The 17,141-nt window shown below is 66.8% G+C and carries 18 protein-coding genes and 1 tRNA gene; 6 read left to right on the forward strand and 13 right to left on the reverse strand.

Annotated elements, in window-relative coordinates:
* Window positions 1-92: 92 nt before the first annotated feature.
* The 7 genes from ACHL_RS13650 to ACHL_RS13680 form a co-directional block, all read right to left on the reverse strand.
* Window positions 93-1,211, reverse strand: a complete 1,119-nt coding sequence (locus tag ACHL_RS13650; RefSeq protein ID WP_043794077.1) for a GNAT family N-acetyltransferase — start codon at window positions 1,209-1,211, stop codon at window positions 93-95.
* 8 nt (window positions 1,212-1,219) lie between these two features.
* A complete protein-coding gene (locus ACHL_RS13655) occupies window positions 1,220-2,362 on the reverse strand; it encodes a GNAT family N-acetyltransferase (RefSeq protein WP_015937866.1) in 1,143 nt (380 codons plus the stop codon).
* 110 nt (window positions 2,363-2,472) lie between these two features.
* On the reverse strand, window positions 2,473-3,180 hold the full coding sequence (gene rplA / locus ACHL_RS13660) for a 50S ribosomal protein L1 (RefSeq protein ID WP_015937867.1): 708 nt from the start codon (window positions 3,178-3,180) through the stop codon (window positions 2,473-2,475).
* Window positions 3,181-3,358: 178 nt separating this feature from the next.
* Window positions 3,359-3,790, reverse strand: a complete 432-nt coding sequence (gene rplK, locus ACHL_RS13665) for a 50S ribosomal protein L11 (protein WP_003803853.1) — start codon at window positions 3,788-3,790, stop codon at window positions 3,359-3,361.
* A gap of 128 nt (window positions 3,791-3,918) precedes the next feature.
* Complete coding sequence (gene nusG, locus ACHL_RS13670) at window positions 3,919-4,722, reverse strand: transcription termination/antitermination protein NusG (RefSeq protein ID WP_015937868.1); 804 nt, start codon at window positions 4,720-4,722, stop codon at window positions 3,919-3,921.
* A gap of 114 nt (window positions 4,723-4,836) precedes the next feature.
* On the reverse strand, window positions 4,837-5,121 hold the full coding sequence (gene secE / locus ACHL_RS13675; protein WP_043794078.1) for a preprotein translocase subunit SecE: 285 nt from the start codon (window positions 5,119-5,121) through the stop codon (window positions 4,837-4,839).
* Between the two features lie 84 nt (window positions 5,122-5,205).
* Window positions 5,206-5,278, reverse strand: a tRNA-Trp gene (locus ACHL_RS13680).
* 276 nt (window positions 5,279-5,554) lie between these two features.
* Between ACHL_RS13680 and ACHL_RS13685 the strand changes: the two genes are divergently transcribed.
* A complete protein-coding gene (locus ACHL_RS13685) occupies window positions 5,555-6,772 on the forward strand; it encodes a pyridoxal phosphate-dependent aminotransferase (protein WP_015937870.1) in 1,218 nt (405 codons plus the stop codon).
* A gap of 105 nt (window positions 6,773-6,877) precedes the next feature.
* On the opposite strand, the gene ACHL_RS13690 is transcribed toward ACHL_RS13685, so the two are convergent.
* Together ACHL_RS13690 and ACHL_RS13695 are read right to left on the reverse strand one after the other, a co-directional pair.
* Window positions 6,878-7,558 carry a LuxR C-terminal-related transcriptional regulator gene (locus ACHL_RS13690; protein ID WP_015937871.1) on the reverse strand — a complete coding sequence of 227 codons (681 nt, stop codon included), beginning with the start codon at window positions 7,556-7,558 and terminating at the stop codon, window positions 6,878-6,880.
* Window positions 7,555-8,988 carry an ATP-binding protein gene (locus tag ACHL_RS13695; RefSeq protein WP_015937872.1) on the reverse strand — a complete coding sequence of 478 codons (1,434 nt, stop codon included), beginning with the start codon at window positions 8,986-8,988 and terminating at the stop codon, window positions 7,555-7,557. Before ACHL_RS13695 ends, ACHL_RS13690 begins: the two co-directional genes overlap by 4 nt.
* A gap of 125 nt (window positions 8,989-9,113) precedes the next feature.
* On the opposite strand from ACHL_RS13695, the gene ACHL_RS13700 reads away from it, so the two are divergent.
* The 5 genes from ACHL_RS13700 (at window position 9,114) to ACHL_RS13720 (ending at window position 13,221) form a co-directional block, all read left to right on the forward strand.
* A complete protein-coding gene (locus tag ACHL_RS13700; protein WP_015937873.1) occupies window positions 9,114-10,652 on the forward strand; it encodes a PspC domain-containing protein in 1,539 nt (512 codons plus the stop codon).
* A 1-nt stretch (window position 10,653) separates the two neighbouring features.
* Complete coding sequence (locus ACHL_RS13705; RefSeq protein WP_015937874.1) at window positions 10,654-10,953, forward strand: hypothetical protein; 300 nt, start codon at window positions 10,654-10,656, stop codon at window positions 10,951-10,953.
* A 3-nt stretch (window positions 10,954-10,956) separates the two neighbouring features.
* The gene (locus ACHL_RS13710; RefSeq protein ID WP_015937875.1) at window positions 10,957-11,208 is read left to right on the forward strand and encodes a PspC domain-containing protein; all 252 of its coding nucleotides are present in this window, start codon (window positions 10,957-10,959) and stop codon (window positions 11,206-11,208) included.
* Between the two features lie 189 nt (window positions 11,209-11,397).
* Window positions 11,398-12,423: an ATP-dependent 6-phosphofructokinase gene (locus tag ACHL_RS13715; protein WP_015937876.1), complete on the forward strand. Its 1,026-nt coding sequence runs from the start codon at window positions 11,398-11,400 to the stop codon at window positions 12,421-12,423.
* An 81-nt stretch (window positions 12,424-12,504) separates the two neighbouring features.
* A complete protein-coding gene (locus ACHL_RS13720) occupies window positions 12,505-13,221 on the forward strand; it encodes a GNAT family N-acetyltransferase (protein ID WP_015937877.1) in 717 nt (238 codons plus the stop codon).
* Here ACHL_RS13720 and ACHL_RS13725 read toward each other — a convergent pair.
* The 4 genes from ACHL_RS13725 to ACHL_RS13740 all read right to left on the reverse strand — a co-directional run bounded on the left by ACHL_RS13725 (window position 13,183) and on the right by ACHL_RS13740 (window position 17,121).
* The gene (locus ACHL_RS13725) at window positions 13,183-14,712 is read right to left on the reverse strand and encodes a DHA2 family efflux MFS transporter permease subunit (RefSeq protein ID WP_015937878.1); all 1,530 of its coding nucleotides are present in this window, start codon (window positions 14,710-14,712) and stop codon (window positions 13,183-13,185) included. The genes ACHL_RS13720 and ACHL_RS13725 overlap by 39 nt on opposite strands.
* Before the next feature lie 49 nt (window positions 14,713-14,761).
* A complete protein-coding gene (locus tag ACHL_RS13730) occupies window positions 14,762-15,199 on the reverse strand; it encodes an ankyrin repeat domain-containing protein (RefSeq protein ID WP_015937879.1) in 438 nt (145 codons plus the stop codon).
* Window positions 15,196-16,281 (reverse strand): CAF17-like 4Fe-4S cluster assembly/insertion protein YgfZ, encoded by a 1,086-nt coding sequence (gene ygfZ, locus ACHL_RS13735; protein ID WP_015937880.1) that lies wholly within the window; start codon window positions 16,279-16,281, stop codon window positions 15,196-15,198. Before ygfZ ends, ACHL_RS13730 begins: the two co-directional genes overlap by 4 nt.
* A 117-nt stretch (window positions 16,282-16,398) precedes the next feature.
* Entirely contained in the window at window positions 16,399-17,121 is a 723-nt protein-coding gene (locus ACHL_RS13740) for a flavodoxin family protein (protein ID WP_015937881.1), read from the reverse strand.
* Between the last annotated feature and the right edge of the window lie 20 nt (window positions 17,122-17,141).

Raw genomic sequence — 17,141 nt, forward strand, 5'->3', positions numbered from 1 at the left:
GAGCAATGCTCGAAAGAGTGGATTTCCAACAACCGACGGTCTTTGGTCCTCCAAGTCTACGGGAGCCCGTGGCAGGACACCAAATCGGGGCCTCAGCTGGTGCTGGTACGGAGCTTTGGCAGCTCCTTCTGCCAAATCCCGGTCACCCCTGCAATGCGGAAGCCCAGCTGCTGGTTGACAGTGAGGAGGTACCTGTTGTCCGGAGCATTCCAGGTGTAGATGACGCGCGCGTCAGGGAACTGCTCGGTGAGCCGCTCCATGTTGGAGACCTTTATCAGCAGGCCCAGTTTGTTCCCCCGGTGCTCCTGCAGGACCAGGGTGTCGTCCTGGAACACCACGTCCGCCCGGTGCGCCAGCACAGTGATGGTGGTCAGCCCCACCAGCGTGCCCGAGGCGAGGTGCTCGACGGCGGTGACCACCGTCCGCCGGCCCTGCGCAATGGCGACGTCCTCGGCTTCGCGCAGGATCCCGCCGTCGAACACCATGTCCTGCTCCACCGGGACGTCCAGATCGGGGTCGACGTCCGCACCGGCCTGGTTCTCGAGTGCCGCGACGGCCTCAAGCCAGCGGTCCGGGCAGCGGTCCGTCCAGTGGTGCAGGCGGTAGCGCCCGTTGTTGGCATCATCAGCCTCTGCCTGCAAGTCCGCCACAAGCTTCGAATCCAGCGGCAGGATGCAGGCGCTGAACTGCTCGATGTGTTGAAGCGTGTACCCGGTCTTCTGCGCGAACTCCACCTCGCGGCTGTCCAGCGGGACAAAACCCGGCCCTGTGCCCGGCACCAGGAGGGCCTGCTCGAACTCATCCAGCGATGCGCCGGGATGGTTGGTGTCCACCAGGATCATGGTGCGGCCCTCACCGCGGGCCAGCTGCTCGGCGGCTTCCAGGAGCCGCCGCCCCACACCCTGCCGCTGGAATTCAGGGAGGATGTCCAGGGTGAATTCCGCGAGGTCCAGATGGTCGGTCAGCGGCAGTGCGATGTCCACGGTACCGACTATTTCGCCGTCCACTTTCGCGACGAGAATCAGTTGCCGCTCATACGGATCCTCAAATTCAAGGAGCTTCTCAAGCGGACCGTAGGCGAGGTCGTCACTCCCCCAGGTGGCCATCCGAACCTTCCGGCCCACTTCGAGGGCGGCCAGGAAATCGGCAGCGTCCGGTGCCTCAAGGGAATCGGGAATCCACAGCTGCTCAATCTTCACGTCTTTTGCCATACGGGGCATCATCCCAGCCGTTTCTGCCACTCCCCTTCATAGCCGGCAGGCCTGAATCCAAGCGCAATATTAATCGAAAGCATATGCTGGTTTTCGCTGGCGTTCCACGTCAAAACGGACCTGGCCGATGGCCATCTGGCCTGCGCCCGCCGCAGGTTTGCGGCTTTGACCAGCATCCCCAGCCGATGCCCGCGGTGCGGCCCGGCCACCAGCGTGTCCTGCTGGGTGGCGGACCCGGGTACTCCCGGACGCCAGTTCAGGACGGTGTAGGCCACCAGTTCACCTGTCCCGCGGTGCCGCGCCGCAGCCACCACGCACTGCACCCCGCCGCGGAGCATGGCGGCTTCCTCGTCACGGACACGGGCCGCATCCCAGTCCTCCCGCTCCCAGCCCAGGCCCGCGGTGGGAACGTCGGTACTCATCGTCGCCTTCAGGGCGGCAAGGCCGGCGACGAATTCGTCGGGGCACTGATCGTCCCAGTGGACCACAGAGTAGGCGGCGGCGCTGCCGGTGGCTTCGGCCTCAACCCGGGCCAACTGCGCTGCCGGCACCGGCAGGTCCAGCCGGCTGGACCGTTCCACCTGTTCAAGTGAGTAGCCAGACGCCGCTGCAAAGGCAACGGCGGGGTCGGCGAGGGGCAGCGCACCCGAACCTGACTTCGCGGGCAGCATGGCCGCATCCGGTCCGACGCGTTCCAGTGGAACCTCGTGGTAACCATCCAGGGAGGTACGCCCCTGCCGGTGGGCCACGGCTTCGGCAAACTGCAGCAGCGCGCGGCCAATGCCTTGCCGCCTTTGGGCGGGGTGGACCAGCACATCGATTCCCGCTGTATCAGTGTTTTCCCGCAGGGGCAGGGTGACCGAGCACAGCCCCGCAGGGCTGCCGCCGCGTCGCGCCAGAAACAGGTGCCGTTCCTCGTATGGGTTCCCCCGCCAGAATTCCTGCGACTCGGCCAGCGTCGGGCACCGGTCCAGGTTGCCCCATAGTGAAAGCTCATGGGATTCGCGCAAGGCGTGACAGGCACGGAAGTCTTCGGAAGGTACGACGCCGGGCGGTTGCGTTCGGTTTCCCTCCACCGGGATCTCCACGGGGCTGATGAGGATGCCGGCGGCGGCCGCGTCCGGCGGGAGGGGAAGCGGGATCCCGGACATTTCCCCAGCTTAGGCAGAAGGCGGCAACAGGTTAAGCAAAAACCGCCCGGCGCATGCGCGCCGGGCGGTTTTATTGCTCCGGAATTATCCGGGCAAATGTTCTGTCAGGCTTAGGCCTCGGTGAGCACCTTGGTGACGTTCGGGTCCACGGAGATGCCGGGGCCGAAGGTGGTGGCAACGGTGGCCTTCTGGATGTAGCGGCCCTTCGAAGCGGAAGGCTTCAGGCGAAGCACCTCTTCCAGTGCTGCTGCGTAGTTCTCAGCCAGCTTGACGGCGTCGAAAGACACCTTGCCGATGATGAAGTGCAGGTTGGAGTGCTTGTCGACGCGGAAGTCGATCTTGCCGCCCTTGATGTCGTTGACAGCCTTGGTGACGTCGGGGGTCACGGTGCCGGTCTTGGGGTTCGGCATCAGGTTGCGGGGACCCAGGACCTTACCGAGGCGGCCAACCTTGCCCATGAGGTCAGGGGTGGCAACAGCGGCGTCGAAGTCGGTCCAGCCGCCGGCGATCTTTTCGATCAGGTCGTCGGAGCCAACGAAGTCGGCGCCGGCTGCGATTGCGGCCTCGGCCTTGTCGCCCGTGGCGAAGACCAGAACGCGGGCGGTCTTACCGGTGCCGTGGGGCAGGTTGACCGTACCGCGGACCATCTGGTCAGCCTTGCGGGGGTCCACGCCGAGGCGGAAAGCAACCTCGATGGTGGCGTCGAACTTGGACGGGTTGGTGTCCTTGGCGAGGGTCACTGCCTCGAACGGCGCGTAGGACTTCTCCGCGTCAATCTTGGCGGCTGCTGCCTCATATGCTTTGCTGCGCTTTGCCATGCTGCTCTTTCTCCTTGTGCAGTTGTGGTCTGCGGACCGCGCTGGGCCCTGCCACAGCCGGCGATCCGGACGGTTATTCGTCCCGGATGACCGGCATTTCAATTGTTGGTGGTGCCGGAATTCCGGCGGTGCCGCGTGGCGCCATGCTGATGCGGGGCGTTAGGCGGCAGTAGGGGTATTAGCCCTCGACGGTGATACCCATGGAGCGGGCGGTGCCGGCGATGATCTTCGCTGCGCCTTCGAGGCTGGTGGCGTTGAGGTCTTCCATCTTGGTGGAGGCGATCTCGTTGACCTGTGCCTGGGTCAGCTTGGCAACCTTGACGGTGTGCGGGGTAGCCGAACCCTTGGCAACGCCTGCAGCCTTCTTGATGAGCTCTGCAGCCGGCGGGGTCTTGGTGATGAACGTGAAGGAACGGTCCTCGTAGACGGTGATTTCCACGGGGATGACGTTGCCGCGCTGGGCTTCCGTTGCAGCGTTGTACGCCTTGCAGAATTCCATGATGTTGACGCCGTGCTGGCCAAGTGCGGGACCGATCGGCGGGGCCGGGTTAGCGGCACCTGCCTGGATCTGCAGCTTGATGAGGCCGGTGACCTTCTTCTTGGGAGCCAATGTAGGGTCCTTCTCTCAATAACTTCCTGGGGCACAGGAGCGTGGCCCAGGTTTTTGGCCGCCATGGCAAGGCGGCCTGCCGTTCCGGAGCCGCTAAGCGGGCGGCGCCGGAACGAATTCTCGGGTAATCAGATCTTGGTGACCTGGTTGAACGCCAGGGTGACGGGCGTTTCGCGCTCGAAGATGGAAACCAGTACCACGAGGGTCTGGGATTCGACCTTGATCTCGGAGATGGTGGCGGGAAGGGTTTCGAACGGGCCTTCCTTGACGATGACAGACTCGCCGACCTCGAAGTCGACGTCCACCGGCGCCTGGTGCTGCTTATTGACCGGCTTGCCCTTCTCGGCCTGCTCTTCTTCGAAGACCGGCGCGAGCATGGAGAAGACCTCGTCGAGGCGCAGCGGCACGGGGTTGTGGGCGTTGCCCACGAAGCCGGTGACGCCGGGGGTGTGGCGCACGGCGCCCCAGGAGGCGTCAGTCAGGTCCATGCGGACCAGGACATAGCCGGGAATGCGAACGCGGTTGATGACCTTGCGCTGGGCATTCTTGATCTCGACGACCTCTTCCATGGGCACCTGGATCTCGAAGATGTAATCTTCCATGTCCAGGGTCTGGATGCGGGTCTCGAGGTTGGCCTTCACGCGGTTTTCGTAACCGGCGTAGGAGTGGATGACGTACCAGTCACCTTCCTGGCGGCGCAGCTTGGCCTTGAATTCCTCTGCCGGGTCAGCGGCAGCGGTGGCTGCCGCGGCGGCGAGGGCGTCAGCGTCGGCATCGCCGGACTCTGCTTCGCTGTCAGCCTCCGCGTCGGCATCGGCGTCATCGGATTCGGGCACAGAGGACTCAACCTCAGACTCTTCACCGATTTCTGCGGTGACGTCCACGGCCTCTTCCTGCTCAGTCCCGGTTACCTCGAGCTCCTGCTCAGACACTTGGTCTCCTGCTTCCTCATTGCCTAACATGCCTATTTAAATGGCTCAATTCCGCACACCGGCGCTTCCCTCCGGTTTCCCGGATGGTGCGCGCAGCCTGCGGACCCTGCAGCCTTAGTTGTCCGTGGGGCCAGTCCCGCCGAAGAGCCAGCCGACAGCGGTTCCAAAACCGATGTCCAGCAGGCTGACGATGACCATCATGATGGCCACGAACACCAGCACCACGAGCGTGTAGTTGATCAGTTCCTTGCGGGTGGGGGCAACGACCTTTTTCAGTTCGCCGATGATCTGGCGAACGAAAAGTGCAATACGGGCGAAGATGTTTGCCTTGGCATCCTTCTTAGCTGGGCGGCCCTTGGAGCTGCTGGCAGCTGTTTCGGTCACCTGGTCCTCGCTCATCTTTGCAATGGTGGATTACCCGGCCCCTGATCAGAACCATGGTTGCTGCGCTTGCCCCGGATTTATTGCCCGGGGCAGCTTGCGCAGGGCAGACAGGACTCGAACCTGCAACCTGCGGTTTTGGAGACCGCTGCGCTACCAATTGCGCCACTACCCTATGGAGTGAAAACCAACCAGCGACGGAGATTCACCAGCTTTCACTGGGGCGCACGCCATCATCTGTGTTTCAACACCGGTGAATCAGTCTACGGCAACATCTTCGCGTTCGTAAAACCGACCCGTTCCAGCCCCTCCGCAAGCCGGTGCGTCCGTGCCTGGCGGGCCAGTCACATTTCACATCCGGCACCCCGGAGGGTCCGGTGAACAGCATAGAGTAGAAAACGTCGAATCCCACATTCCAGCCATCCGGCTGCAAGCGTAGAACGGACCTGCCATGTCTGCCGCCCGCGTTTCCCAGCGCATATCCGCAATTGCCGAATCCGCCACCCTGGCCGTTGATGCCAAGGCTAAAGCGCTGAAGGCTGCTGGGCGTCCGGTGATTGGCTTCGGCGCAGGTGAGCCGGACTTCCCCACCCCGGACTACATTGTCCAGGCTGCCATTGAGGCTGCGGGGCAGCCGAAGTACCACCGCTACTCCCCCGCCGGCGGGCTTCCCGAACTGAAGAAGGCCATCGCCGAGAAGACGCTCCGGGACTCCGGATACGCCGTCGACCCCTCCCAGGTGCTGGTGACCAACGGCGGCAAGCAGGCCGTCTACAACACGTTCGCCACCCTGGTGGATCCGGGCGACGAGGTCATCGTCCCCGCCCCGTTCTGGACCACCTACCCTGAGGCGATCCGGCTGGCCGGCGGCGTTCCCGTCGAGGTATTTGCGGGGCCGGAGCAGGGCTACCTGGTGACCGTCGAGCAGCTCGAAGCAGCCGTGACAGACCGGACCAAGATCCTCCTGTTCGTCTCGCCGTCGAACCCCACCGGCGCCGTCTACTCCCCCGAGCAGGTGGCGGAGATCGGCAAGTGGGCAGCCTCGAAGGGCATCTGGGTGGTGACCGACGAAATCTACGAGCACCTGACCTACGACGGCGTTCCCTTCACCTCCATCGCCACGGCCGTGCCCGAACTCGGCGACAAGGTGGTCATCCTCAACGGTGTGGCCAAGACCTATGCCATGACCGGATGGCGCGTCGGCTGGATGATCGGCCCGGCGGATGTCATCAAGGCCGCCACGAACCTGCAGTCGCACGCCACCTCCAACGTGTCGAACATTCCGCAGATCGCCGCCCTCGCCGCCGTTTCCGGCCCGCTGACCGCGGTCGACGAGATGAAGGTTGCCTTCGACCGCCGCCGCAAGGCGATCGTTGCCGGGCTGAACGCCATTGAGGGCGTGGAATGCCCGACGCCGAAGGGCGCCTTCTACGTTTACGCGGACGTCCGCGGGCTGTTGGGCAAGGAATTCCCCACGGCCGCCGGCACCGCCACGCCGCAGACCTCGGCCGAGCTGGCCTCCCTGATCCTGGACGAGGTGGAAGTGGCAGTGGTTCCGGGCGAGGCGTTCGGCCCGTCCGGCTTCCTGCGCCTCTCCTACGCCCTTGGCGATGACGACCTCGCCACCGGCGTGCAGCGCCTGCAGGACTTCCTCGGCAAGGCGCAGTAGACGCCCGCTCACTTCTGGCGCTCTACATCCAAACGCCCGCTCACTCTCCTGAAGAGAGTGAGCGGGCGTTCGCGTTTTTCCCGCCGGAAGTGAGCGGGCGTTGGGTCAGAGGAGGCGGCGCTCCGCGGCCCACTTGGTGAGTTCGTGCCGGCTGGAGAGCTGGAGCTTCCGGAGGACCGCGGAGACGTGGGTTTCCACCGTCTTGATGCTGATGAAGAGCTCCTTGGCCACTTCCTTGTAGCTGTACCCGCGGGCGATCAGGCGCATGACCTCAAGCTCGCGGGCGGAGAGTTTGTCCAGCTCGTCGTCGGCGATGTCTGCCGGCGCGGTCCCGAAGGCGTCCAGGACGAACCCGGCCAGGCGCGGCGAGAAGACCGCGTCCCCGCCGGCAACCCGGAAGACGGCGTCGGTGATCTCGGCCCCGGAGATGGTCTTGGTGACATAGCCCCTTGCGCCGGCGCGGATGACCGCCACTACATCCTCCGCCGCGTCGGACACGCTCAGGGCCAGGAAGCGGGTGGTGCCCAGCAGCGGCACCGATCCTGCAATGACCTCACGGCCGCCGCCGCCCAACCCGCCGGGCAGGTGCACGTCCAGCAGCACGACGTCGGGCCGCGTCTCGGCGATGACGGCAATGGCCTGCTCCACGGTGGCTGCCTCCCCCACCACGTGGATGCTGGCGTCGAGATCGGCTTTGAGCCCGGAACGGAAGATGGCGTGGTCGTCCACGATGACCACCCGGACGGACCCGGCGGCCTGCGCGGCCGCCCCCTGGTTGATGTTCATGACTTTCCTTCCACGTTGTCCGTGCCTGCAGCGGGCAGCCGGAGGCGGACCTCGGTGCCGTCCCCGGTGCTGAGGATGGCTGCCGATCCGCCGTGCCGCTTCATCCTGCCGATGATGGACTCCCGCACGCCCAGCCGGTCCTCGGGCACATCGGCCAGTTCGAACCCGGGACCGCGGTCCTTGATGAAGATTTCAGCCTGGCCGCCGGACGCTTCGAGGTACACCGAGACGGCGCCACCGCCGTGCCGGGAGGCGTTCAGCATGGCTTCCCGGCTCGCCTGGACCATGGCCTCGTGACCCTCGGTCATGGCGGCATCGCCCACGCTGACCACCTCAACAGCATTGCCCAGGAGGTCTTCCACCTCAGCGGCCACTGCCTTGACCCGGTCCGAAAGCTGCCCTGATTCCTTCCCGGGATCCTGGAACAGCCAGCCGCGGAGCTCGCGTTCCTGCGCCCGGGCCAGCCGGACGACGTCGTGCTCGCTGCCGGCCCGGCGCTGGATCAGCGCGAGCGTCTGCAGCACCGAATCGTGCAGGTGCGCGGCGATCTCCGCGCGTTCGGTTTCCCGGATCCTGCCGGCACGCTCAGCTTCCAGGTCCCGCCAGAACTTCAGCGCCCACGGCAACAGGACCAGCACTACGCCGCCCAGGACCGCGACGGAGGCCAGCAGCGCCAGCCAGGTCTGCTCCCAGGAGCCGGAACCGGACACCATCACCAGCACGCCGGCCACCACCAGCGCCAGGCCGGCCGCGAGCCGTGCCCAGCCGCCGGCCTGGTCCGCCTTGGTCTTGTCCACCAGCCCGGCCCGCCGCGTCTCATCCAGCTGCATCCACGCAATGGAAGCACCGCCCAGGACGGCTGCGGCAGGAATGAGGGTTCCCAGGGGCACGTCGACCCCCAGCAGCTGCGCAATCATGATGCCGGCTACCAGCAGCAACCCGCAGCCGAGGAGGATTTCCTTGCCGTACTTCATGCCCTGCCAGCGGAACCATGGCGCCTCGGCCGGCCTTGGGTCCCCGGGCGGTCCCTGGCGGTCCGCGCCCTGGGGAGCGCCGCCGTCGGACGCCTGCCCCAGAGGTGGCTGGCCCGATGGGGGCGGGCCAAAGGGTGCCGGGCCCGGTGGTGGAGAAGAGGCCGACGCCGGAGATGTACCGGACACGGCGGCGGCAGGTGCCTGGCTCACCGCGGGGGCAATGGGCGACGCCGGCCGCCGGGCGTTGCGCCGGGCGGCCTCATCCGCGGTGGGAACCATGATCCACAGCCACGCATAGAAGACCAGGCCTGCCCCGCCGGCGAGGGTGGCAAGCGCCATGCCCACCCGGACGTTCTTCACCGGCCAGCCCAGATGAACGGCCAGCCCCGAGCAGACACCGGCAATCACGCGGTCGCTGCTGCGGGCCAAAGGCGGCCTGGCGGGGACGGTTGTCATGGGTCAATCCAAGCATGGATCAGGGTTTCCCGGACCCGGATCCGGCGGGAACCGGGGGCGACTCAGGGACCGCTCAGGGTATCCCCCAGTAGAGCGCAGGGCGGGCTGAACGGAAGGATTGGGGTATGAACTCGCAGACCTCCCTCCCCGACGACGGCCAGCCCACCGAGCCTCTGCCCGGCGCACCGCGGCCTACCGAACCACTGCCGTCCGCGCCGACCACGCCGGACCCGTCCGAGGGCCCGCAGGCCTCCGGATCCAGCCAGCCAGGTGCAGACCAGGCGTATGCAGGCCGTCCGGGCACCGCACACGCAGCCCCGGGTGAGGCCGATTTCTTCTCCTGGATCCGCGGCCATGGCATCCAGCGTGGCCGAGACCGGTGGATCGGCGGCGTGTCCAGCGGCATCGCGCAGAAGCTGGGCGTGGACCCGCTGATCATCCGCGGCGTCTTCATCGTCCTGACCCTGTTCGCCGGCATCGGCGTCCTGGTGTACGGCCTTGCGTGGGCGCTGCTTCCCGAGCCCGACGGACGGATCCACGTCCAGGAGGCCGCCGCAGGCCGGTGGACCACCGGGATGACAGGGTCCCTGATTGCCACGATCCTGGGCCTGACCGGACTGGGCGGCGGCTTCTGGGGCTGGTCGCACAACGGCTTCGGCGGCTTCCTCTGGACGGTGTTCTGGGTGGGCGGCGCCATCTACCTCATCTACTACCTTTCGCAGCGCAACAAGGCAGGCCGGCCCGCGATGGCCGCTCCGCATGCAGGCGCTTACGGCACGCCAGGCGGTTACGGGACGCCGGGCGAAGCGGGCGCCTCAGGGGCCACCTACGCAGCCGGCCCAGGGACCGCACCGTTCTCCTCCACGGGCACCTCCTACGGAGCGGGCCCCGCTTCCCCCTCCATGCCCTCCTACGGCGGCGGCAGCTATTCCGACAGCGGTTCCTACTCCGGCGGCGGCTCCGGCGCCGGCGGCGGGTTCCAGGGCGGCGGCCCCTACGGCGGTGCCCCTGCGCCGCAGCGCACCCCGAAACCACGGCCGGCCGGGCCAGGCGCCCCCGCAGTGGCCGTTGCCGCCGGATCGGCGCTGCTGGTGGGCGGCGGCCTCAAGGCACTCGACGTCACCAACGTCATCGACCTGGGTGATTCAGCCAACGCCATCGTCTGGGCCAGCGCCGCAGCTGTCCTGGGCCTCGGTATCCTCATCGCCGGACTGCGCGGCAGGACCGCCGGCGTCCTGAGCTTCTTCGCCGTAGTGGCGCTGATAGCGGGCGGCGTGTACAACGTGGTGGGCAACGGCGACAGGATGCGCTTCCAGCAGGTTGATTGGGCACCCACCAGCATCACGGAAGCCGCGAACGGCTTTGACATCACGGCGGGCCGCGGAACCGTGGACCTGACAAACCTGGCCGGCGGCACCCCGCTGCGCTCCGACGTCGTGATTCCCCTGGACATCACCGCGAGCAACGTGACCGTGGTGATCCCGGAGGACGTCCCCGTGGACATCAGGGCGGACATGACCATGGGCAACCTCAACGAGGCATCGGGCCAGCGCGGAGGAACCACCACCAGGGAAAGCACCTACAACTCCGACCGGCCCGGCAGCCACCTGGTGGTCCAGATCGACGGCACCTTCAGCAACGTCACCATCCAGGAAGGCAATTGAGATGAGCACCAGTAACCAGGCACCGGATCCCACGGACCGCGGCGGCTACTACCCGGACAGCACGACGACGGCGGGCACAGACCCTGCCGGTCCCTCCACCACGAGGGTGGGGACGGTGGTGTGGGGCCTGATCGTCCTGGCCCTCGCCGCCCTGATCATCGTTGCCCAGCTGGGCATCGTGACCCTCAACGCGACGTACGTCCTGATCGGGCTCATGATCGGAGCCGGCGCCGCGTTGGTGGTGGGCGGCCTGCTCTCCGCCCGGAAACGTGACAACCAACCGACAACAGGGAAGTCTTGAACCATGGACAAGTTTTTCAGCATCGTCAGGGGCTTCGGCCTGCAACGCGGCCCGCAGCGCTGGGTGGGTGGCGTCCTGGGCGGGATCGCCGCCAAGACGAACGTGGACGTAGCTTTTGTCCGCATCGCGTTCCTCGTGTTCTGCCTCCTGCCCGGACCCGCAGTGGTCTTCTACCTCCTGGCGTGGGCCATCCTTCCGGACCAGCGGAACGTTATTCCGCTGCAGACATTCCTGGAACGCCGGTCCCTCAGCTGACCTGCATACGACGCGCAAAGGCCTCCGCCGTTCACAACGGTGGGGGCCTTTGCCGTGCCCGCCCTGGTGATGCCCCGTTCACCCGCGTGTAACGGGTTTGTGTCGTACCCCACACCTCCCACTACACTTCTAGGTGAGCTCAGCGTGGCGCTCTGCCAGTAGACCCTCTTCCAGGATTTGAGCCGAAACATGAAAATTGGAATCCTCACCAGCGGTGGCGACTGCCCCGGACTGAACGCGGTCATCCGCGGCGCCGTGCTGAAGGGCATCGCCATCCACGGCCACGAGTTCGTCGGATTCCTCGACGGCTGGCGCGGCGTGGTGGAGGGCGACATCATCGACATCCCGCGCACCATGGTGCGCGGTATCGCCAAGCAGGGCGGCACCATCCTGGGCACCTCCCGCACCAACCCCTTCGAAAACGGCGGCGGCCCCGAGGTCATCAAAGCCCACATGGACCGGCTGGGCATCGACGCCATCATCGCCATCGGCGGTGAGGGAACCCTTGCCGCGGCCAAGCGCCTGACCGACGCCGGCCTGAAGATCGTGGGCGTCCCCAAGACTGTGGACAACGACCTCGACGCCACCGACTACACCTTCGGTTTCGACACCGCAGTGCAGATTGCCACCGAAGCCATCGACCGGCTCCGGACCACCGGCGAATCCCACCACCGCTGCATGATCGCCGAGGTCATGGGCCGGCACGTGGGCTGGATTGCCCTGCACGCCGGCATGGCGGCCGGCGCCCACGCCATCCTCATTCCGGAGCAGAAGGTCAGCATCGAGCAGATCACTGAATGGGTGAACGAAGCCCACGCCCGCGGCCGCGCGCCGCTGGTGGTAGTGGCCGAAGGGTTCGTGCCCGAGCACATGGAATCCCCCCACTCCGAGCGCGGCCTGGACACTTTCGGCCGTCCCCGCCTGGGCGGTATCGCCGACCAGCTCGCGCCAGAACTGGAAGCCCGCACCGGCATCGAAACCCGCGCCACCATCCTGGGCCACATCCAGCGCGGCGGCGTCCCCTCGGCCTTCGACCGCGTCCTCGCCACGCGCCTGGGCATGGCCGCCATCGACTCCGTGGTGGAAGGCTTCTGGGGAACCATGGTTGCGCTCAAGGGCACCGACATCCAGCACGTCGCCTTCGAGGAAGCCCTGGGCCAGCTGAAGACCGTGCCGCAGAACCGGTACGACGAAGCCGCGGTCCTGTTCGGCTAACCACACCGCAAATCCCAGCTGGCGCCGGGTTGCAGGCATGGTGTCCGGCCGGGACAGCCGCCGGCGCCCTAGGCTGGGACCATGACACTCGATCCCGGCTCCGCCGCCATCATCCAGTTGGCCTGGGCCCGCCGCCTGGGCCTCGACGACGACGCTTTCGGCTCCGCGCTTGCCTCCGGCGAACGCATCGTCCGCGCCGATGACTCGGCCGGCACGGTGGAGTTCGTGAGGCTGTTCGGCAGTTCCGTGCTGGTGGGGCCGCAGGACGTTATTGACGCGGCCGCTGACATCCCCGATGCGGAAATGGCCCAGCACGTTACCCTGCTGACGCTGACCCGGGACCGTGGCGGGCACGGCCTGGGCGCGGCGGCGCTGTTCTTCGCCGACGACCTGCCGCTGCAGCAGCCTTCTGAAGAGATGACGGTGTCACACGGTAACGCCGAGGCGATCGAACTGGAGGGGCTCTGCCCGCCGGACGACGTCAACGAGGTGGGGCTGTCCGACCTTGAGAACCGCTTCACCATCGTCCACGAGCTCGACGGCAAGCGGGTTCCCCTGGCCTGCGGCGCTTATGCAGAGTGGGAAGGACTGCTGGCCCATCTGGGGGTCCTGGTGGATCCCGAGTGGCGGCGCCGCGGGCTGGGGACGCTCGCCGCTTCCATCGCATCCCACGAGGCGTTGGCCGCCGGGCTGACGCTGCAATGGCGGGCGGACGTCAGCAACACTGGATCGCTGGCGCTGGCCCGCCGGCTCGGCTTGTCAGCCGGCGGAATCCAGACCAGCGTCAACCTTGGCTGAGGGAACCGGTTCCTCGGCGGAGCCCCACCCCTGAACTGGTTTGGGCTTGGCGAAGAACAGCACCACAACCGCCCCGGCCAGCACCACAGCGGCGGGCAACAGGATGGACTGCGCCATCGCCGTCGAGAATCCTGCGTGCAGGAATTCAGGCAGCGAACCGCCCATGGCCATGCCCTCGCCCGCTCCGCCGGCCTGGCCGCCGGGTCCGGCCGGAAGCTCCGCCGCCAGCCGCGACTGAATCAGGACAGCGATGGCGGCGCTGCCCAGGACCGCGCCGAACTGGCGGGTGGTGTTGTAGACGCCGGAGCCGGCGCCCGCCTGCCGCGGCGGCAGGTTCCGGGTGGCGGTGGTGCTCAGAGGCGCCCAGATGCCGGCGTTGGCGAAGCCGAGGACAGCGCTGGGAAGCAGGAACAGCCAGATGGGCGTGTCCGGCTGCATCAGCAATCCGTTCCACACCAGGGCCACCGCCATGAGCGTCAGGCCCGCAGTTGCCAGATATTTGGGGTTTACCCGGTCCACGATCTTTCCCACCACGGGGGCCATGCCACCCGAGATCAGCGCCATGGGCACCATCAGCAAAGCCGACTGGGTGGGTGTCAGGCCGCGGACCATCTGGTAATAGAAGATCAGCGGCAGCCCGAAGGACGTCACCGTGAACCCCACCATGGTGATTCCAAGGTTGGCCAGCGAGAAGTTCCGGTCACGGAACAGTCCCAGCGGCAGCAGCGGCTCGCCCTTGTTGAATCGCTGCCAGGTGACGAATCCGGCGAGGACGATGATTCCGGCGATGATCAGCGACCAGACGCTGATGGGCCCGGTGATGGTTCCCCAGTTGTACGTCTCGCCTTCCTGGATGCCGAAGACCAGCAGGAACACCCCGACTGCGCTGAGCAGCACACCCGGAATGTCGAAACGGTGCGGGTGGGTGCGGAGCGCGGGCACGTTGCGCACGGCGAGAATGAACCCGACGACGCCGATGGGTACGTTGATGAAGAAGATCCACTCCCAGCCCAGGCTGTCCACCAGGACACCGCCCAGGATCGGGCCCACCAGCGTGGCCATCCCGGCCGTGGCGCCCCAGATGGCCATGGCGGCACCCCGGCGGTCCGGCGGGAAGATGCGGGTGATGACGGCCATGGTCTGTGGCGTCATCACCGCAGCTCCGAGGCCCTGCAGCACGCGCGCCGCGATGAGGGTCTCCACGTCCTGGGCCAGGCCGCACCACAGCGAGGCCAGGGTGAACACCACCAGGCCAAGCAGGTACAGCTTCTTGGGCCCGAACCGGTCGCCAAGCCTGCCGGTGATCAGCAGGGGAACTGCGTAGGCCAGCAGATAGGCACTGGTTACCCAGATCACGGAGTTGATGTCGGCGCCCAGGCCCTCCATGATCCGCGGGTTGGCCACGGACACAATGGTGCTGTCGATCAGGATCATGAAGAACCCGATCACCAGCGACCACAGCGCCGCCCAGGGCTTTTCTACGTTTTCCATCCGGTCATCCTTCAGAGTCATTGTGTGGTTGCCGGGCGGACCCGGGGGCTCAGCCCAGGAGGTCGAGGATCTCCTGGCGGGCAAACATTTCTGCGGCCGCGCGTGCCGAGGGGGCCCCGGCGTCAGGGTCTGCGCCGGCATCCAGGAGGACCCGGGCTACGTCCGTGTACCCCTTGAACGCCGCGCCGGCCAGCGGCGTCTGGCCGCGGTCGTTCGCGGTGTTGGCCTCGGCTCCGTGTTCAAGCACCAGGCGCACCGTGTCTGCGTGGCCGTGGTAGGCCGCCAGCATCAGGAGGGAATCTCCGGCTGCATTCGTGAGGGTGGCGGGAGCACCGGCGCCGAGGTAGGCGCTCAGCAGTTCGGTGTTCCCGTCCCGGGCGGCCTGGAAGAGGCTGTGGGCCAGGGCGACGGCGTCGTCGTCCTGCCCTGCCGCCCCGGCTTCGCCTGCCGCTGCGTGCTGCGGTGTAGCGTTTCCGTGTTCTGTCATGCGCGTGGCCCCCTAAGGAATCCGGTCTGGCGCCCCACCACCTGGCCGGCGTCGGGGGCGACGATGAGTTCCTGTCCGGCGGTGTACGGCTCGTCCCCGTCCAGGACCGTCAGTATTTCATCCGGGGCTACGGACCGCTTTATGACTGCCAGCGCCACCGGCCCCATTTCGTAGTGCTGCGCCACGGATGTGACGGTTCCCACCTTGCGGTCGCCGGCGAGGACCACGCTGCCCGCGGCCGGGAGCGTGTGCTGCGAACCGTCCAGCTGAAGGAACACCAGGCGCCGCGGCGGGTGCCCCAGGTTGTGGACGCGGGCGATGGTTTCCTGGCCTTTGTAGCAGCCCTTGGCCAGGTGGACTGCGGTACGGAGCAGGTCCAGTTCATGCGGAATCGTCCTGTCATCGGTTTCGGCTCCGATCCGGGGACGCCAGGCGGCGATGCGCAGCGCTTCGGACGACATGACGCCGGCCAGCGGCCGGTCCGCCACCGTCTGTTCCAGTTCGGCGGCGGGGACGAGGTACTCGAACCACGGCCGTTCCAGCCCGGGATGGCTCTCTTCTGCAACGGTGGCGTAGGAGTAGCCGCCGGCAGAGACATGCGGCCACGGGTCCTGCCAGGCCACCAGCGAGGCCCAGTCCGGCACGGCGGCGGTACTGCCCACCACCGCCCAGTCGGCCGAGGCGTCGGCGATGTCCACCCGCAGCATGAACTTCATCCTGCTGAGGTACTCAGCCAGCGGAGCGGCCTCGGCGCCTTCAACGATCAGCCAGGCGGTGCCGCCGTCGTCAACGATGCGCGCATCAAACTCGATGCGCCCCTGCACGCTCAGGAGGAGCAGTTCGCTGGACTCCCCCGGCTGGAGGGCCGTCACCTGCTGGGATGACAGCGTGTTCAGCCAGCTCAGCCGGTCCGGCCCGGTGACGGTGACAACGCCGCGGGAGGAGAGGTCGACGACGGCGGTTCCGGCCGCGAGGGCACGCTGCTCCCGGAGGGGCTCACCATAGTGGGCCGCGACGCCGGCATCCGCACCGGCCGCCTCGACAGCTCCGGGGCGCGACAAAAGGGGGCTGGGGGTAGTCATATTGGGGAGAACGTCCTTCAGTCAGTCTGTATTCCGCTTGGCGGCGAGAACTTGGCCCCGGTGCCCGGCACTGTGGATCCTTGGCCTGGCCTGCGGGATTGCGGAGCGGTTGAGTGCCTACCGGTACTCGGGGTTTTCGAAGTCGAACCGGGTCCCGGCGGTCCATTCCTTGGGCAGGTTGCCGTAGGCAGGGTAGCCGCCGGCGTCCTTGAGCGTCCGGGCCAGGTGCAGGAGGTTCCACGTCATGAAGGTGGTGTTCCGGTTGGTGAAGTCGCTTTCCGGTCCGCCTGAGCCTTCGTCGAGGTAGCTGGGGCCGGGGCCAACGGGCCCGATCCACCCGGCGTCGGCCTGCGGCGGGATGCTGAAGCCGATGTGCTGCAGGCTGTAGAGGACATTCATGGCGCAGTGCTTGATGCCGTCCTCGTTGCCGGTGATCAGGCAACCGCCCACTTTGGGATAGAACGCCCACTGGCCCTTGCTGTTGAGCTCACCGGAATGGGCGTAGAGGCGTTCGATCAGCTTCTTGGTCTGCGATGAGTTATCGCCCAGCCAGATGGGCCCGGCCACCACCACGATGTCAGCATCCCGGACCGCGGGATAGAGCTCCGGCCATTCGTCAGTGGCCCAGCCGTACTGTGTCATGTCCGGGTAGACCCCGCTGGCGATGTCGTGGTCCACCGTGCGGATCACCCGGGTACTGACGCCCTGTTTCTCCATGATCAGCCGGCTGATGTTGATCAGGCCGTCGGTATTCGAGGTCTGCGGCGACTTCTTGAGCGTGCCGTTGAAGAAGACGGCCTTGAGATCGCTGTAGGTTCCGGGTGTTCCTTCTGTTGCCACGGCGTCGCTCCCTGCTGGTG

The sequence above is a fragment of the Pseudarthrobacter chlorophenolicus A6 genome, assembly GCF_000022025.1.
Taxonomy (GTDB): Bacteria; Actinomycetota; Actinomycetes; order Actinomycetales; family Micrococcaceae; genus Arthrobacter; species Arthrobacter chlorophenolicus.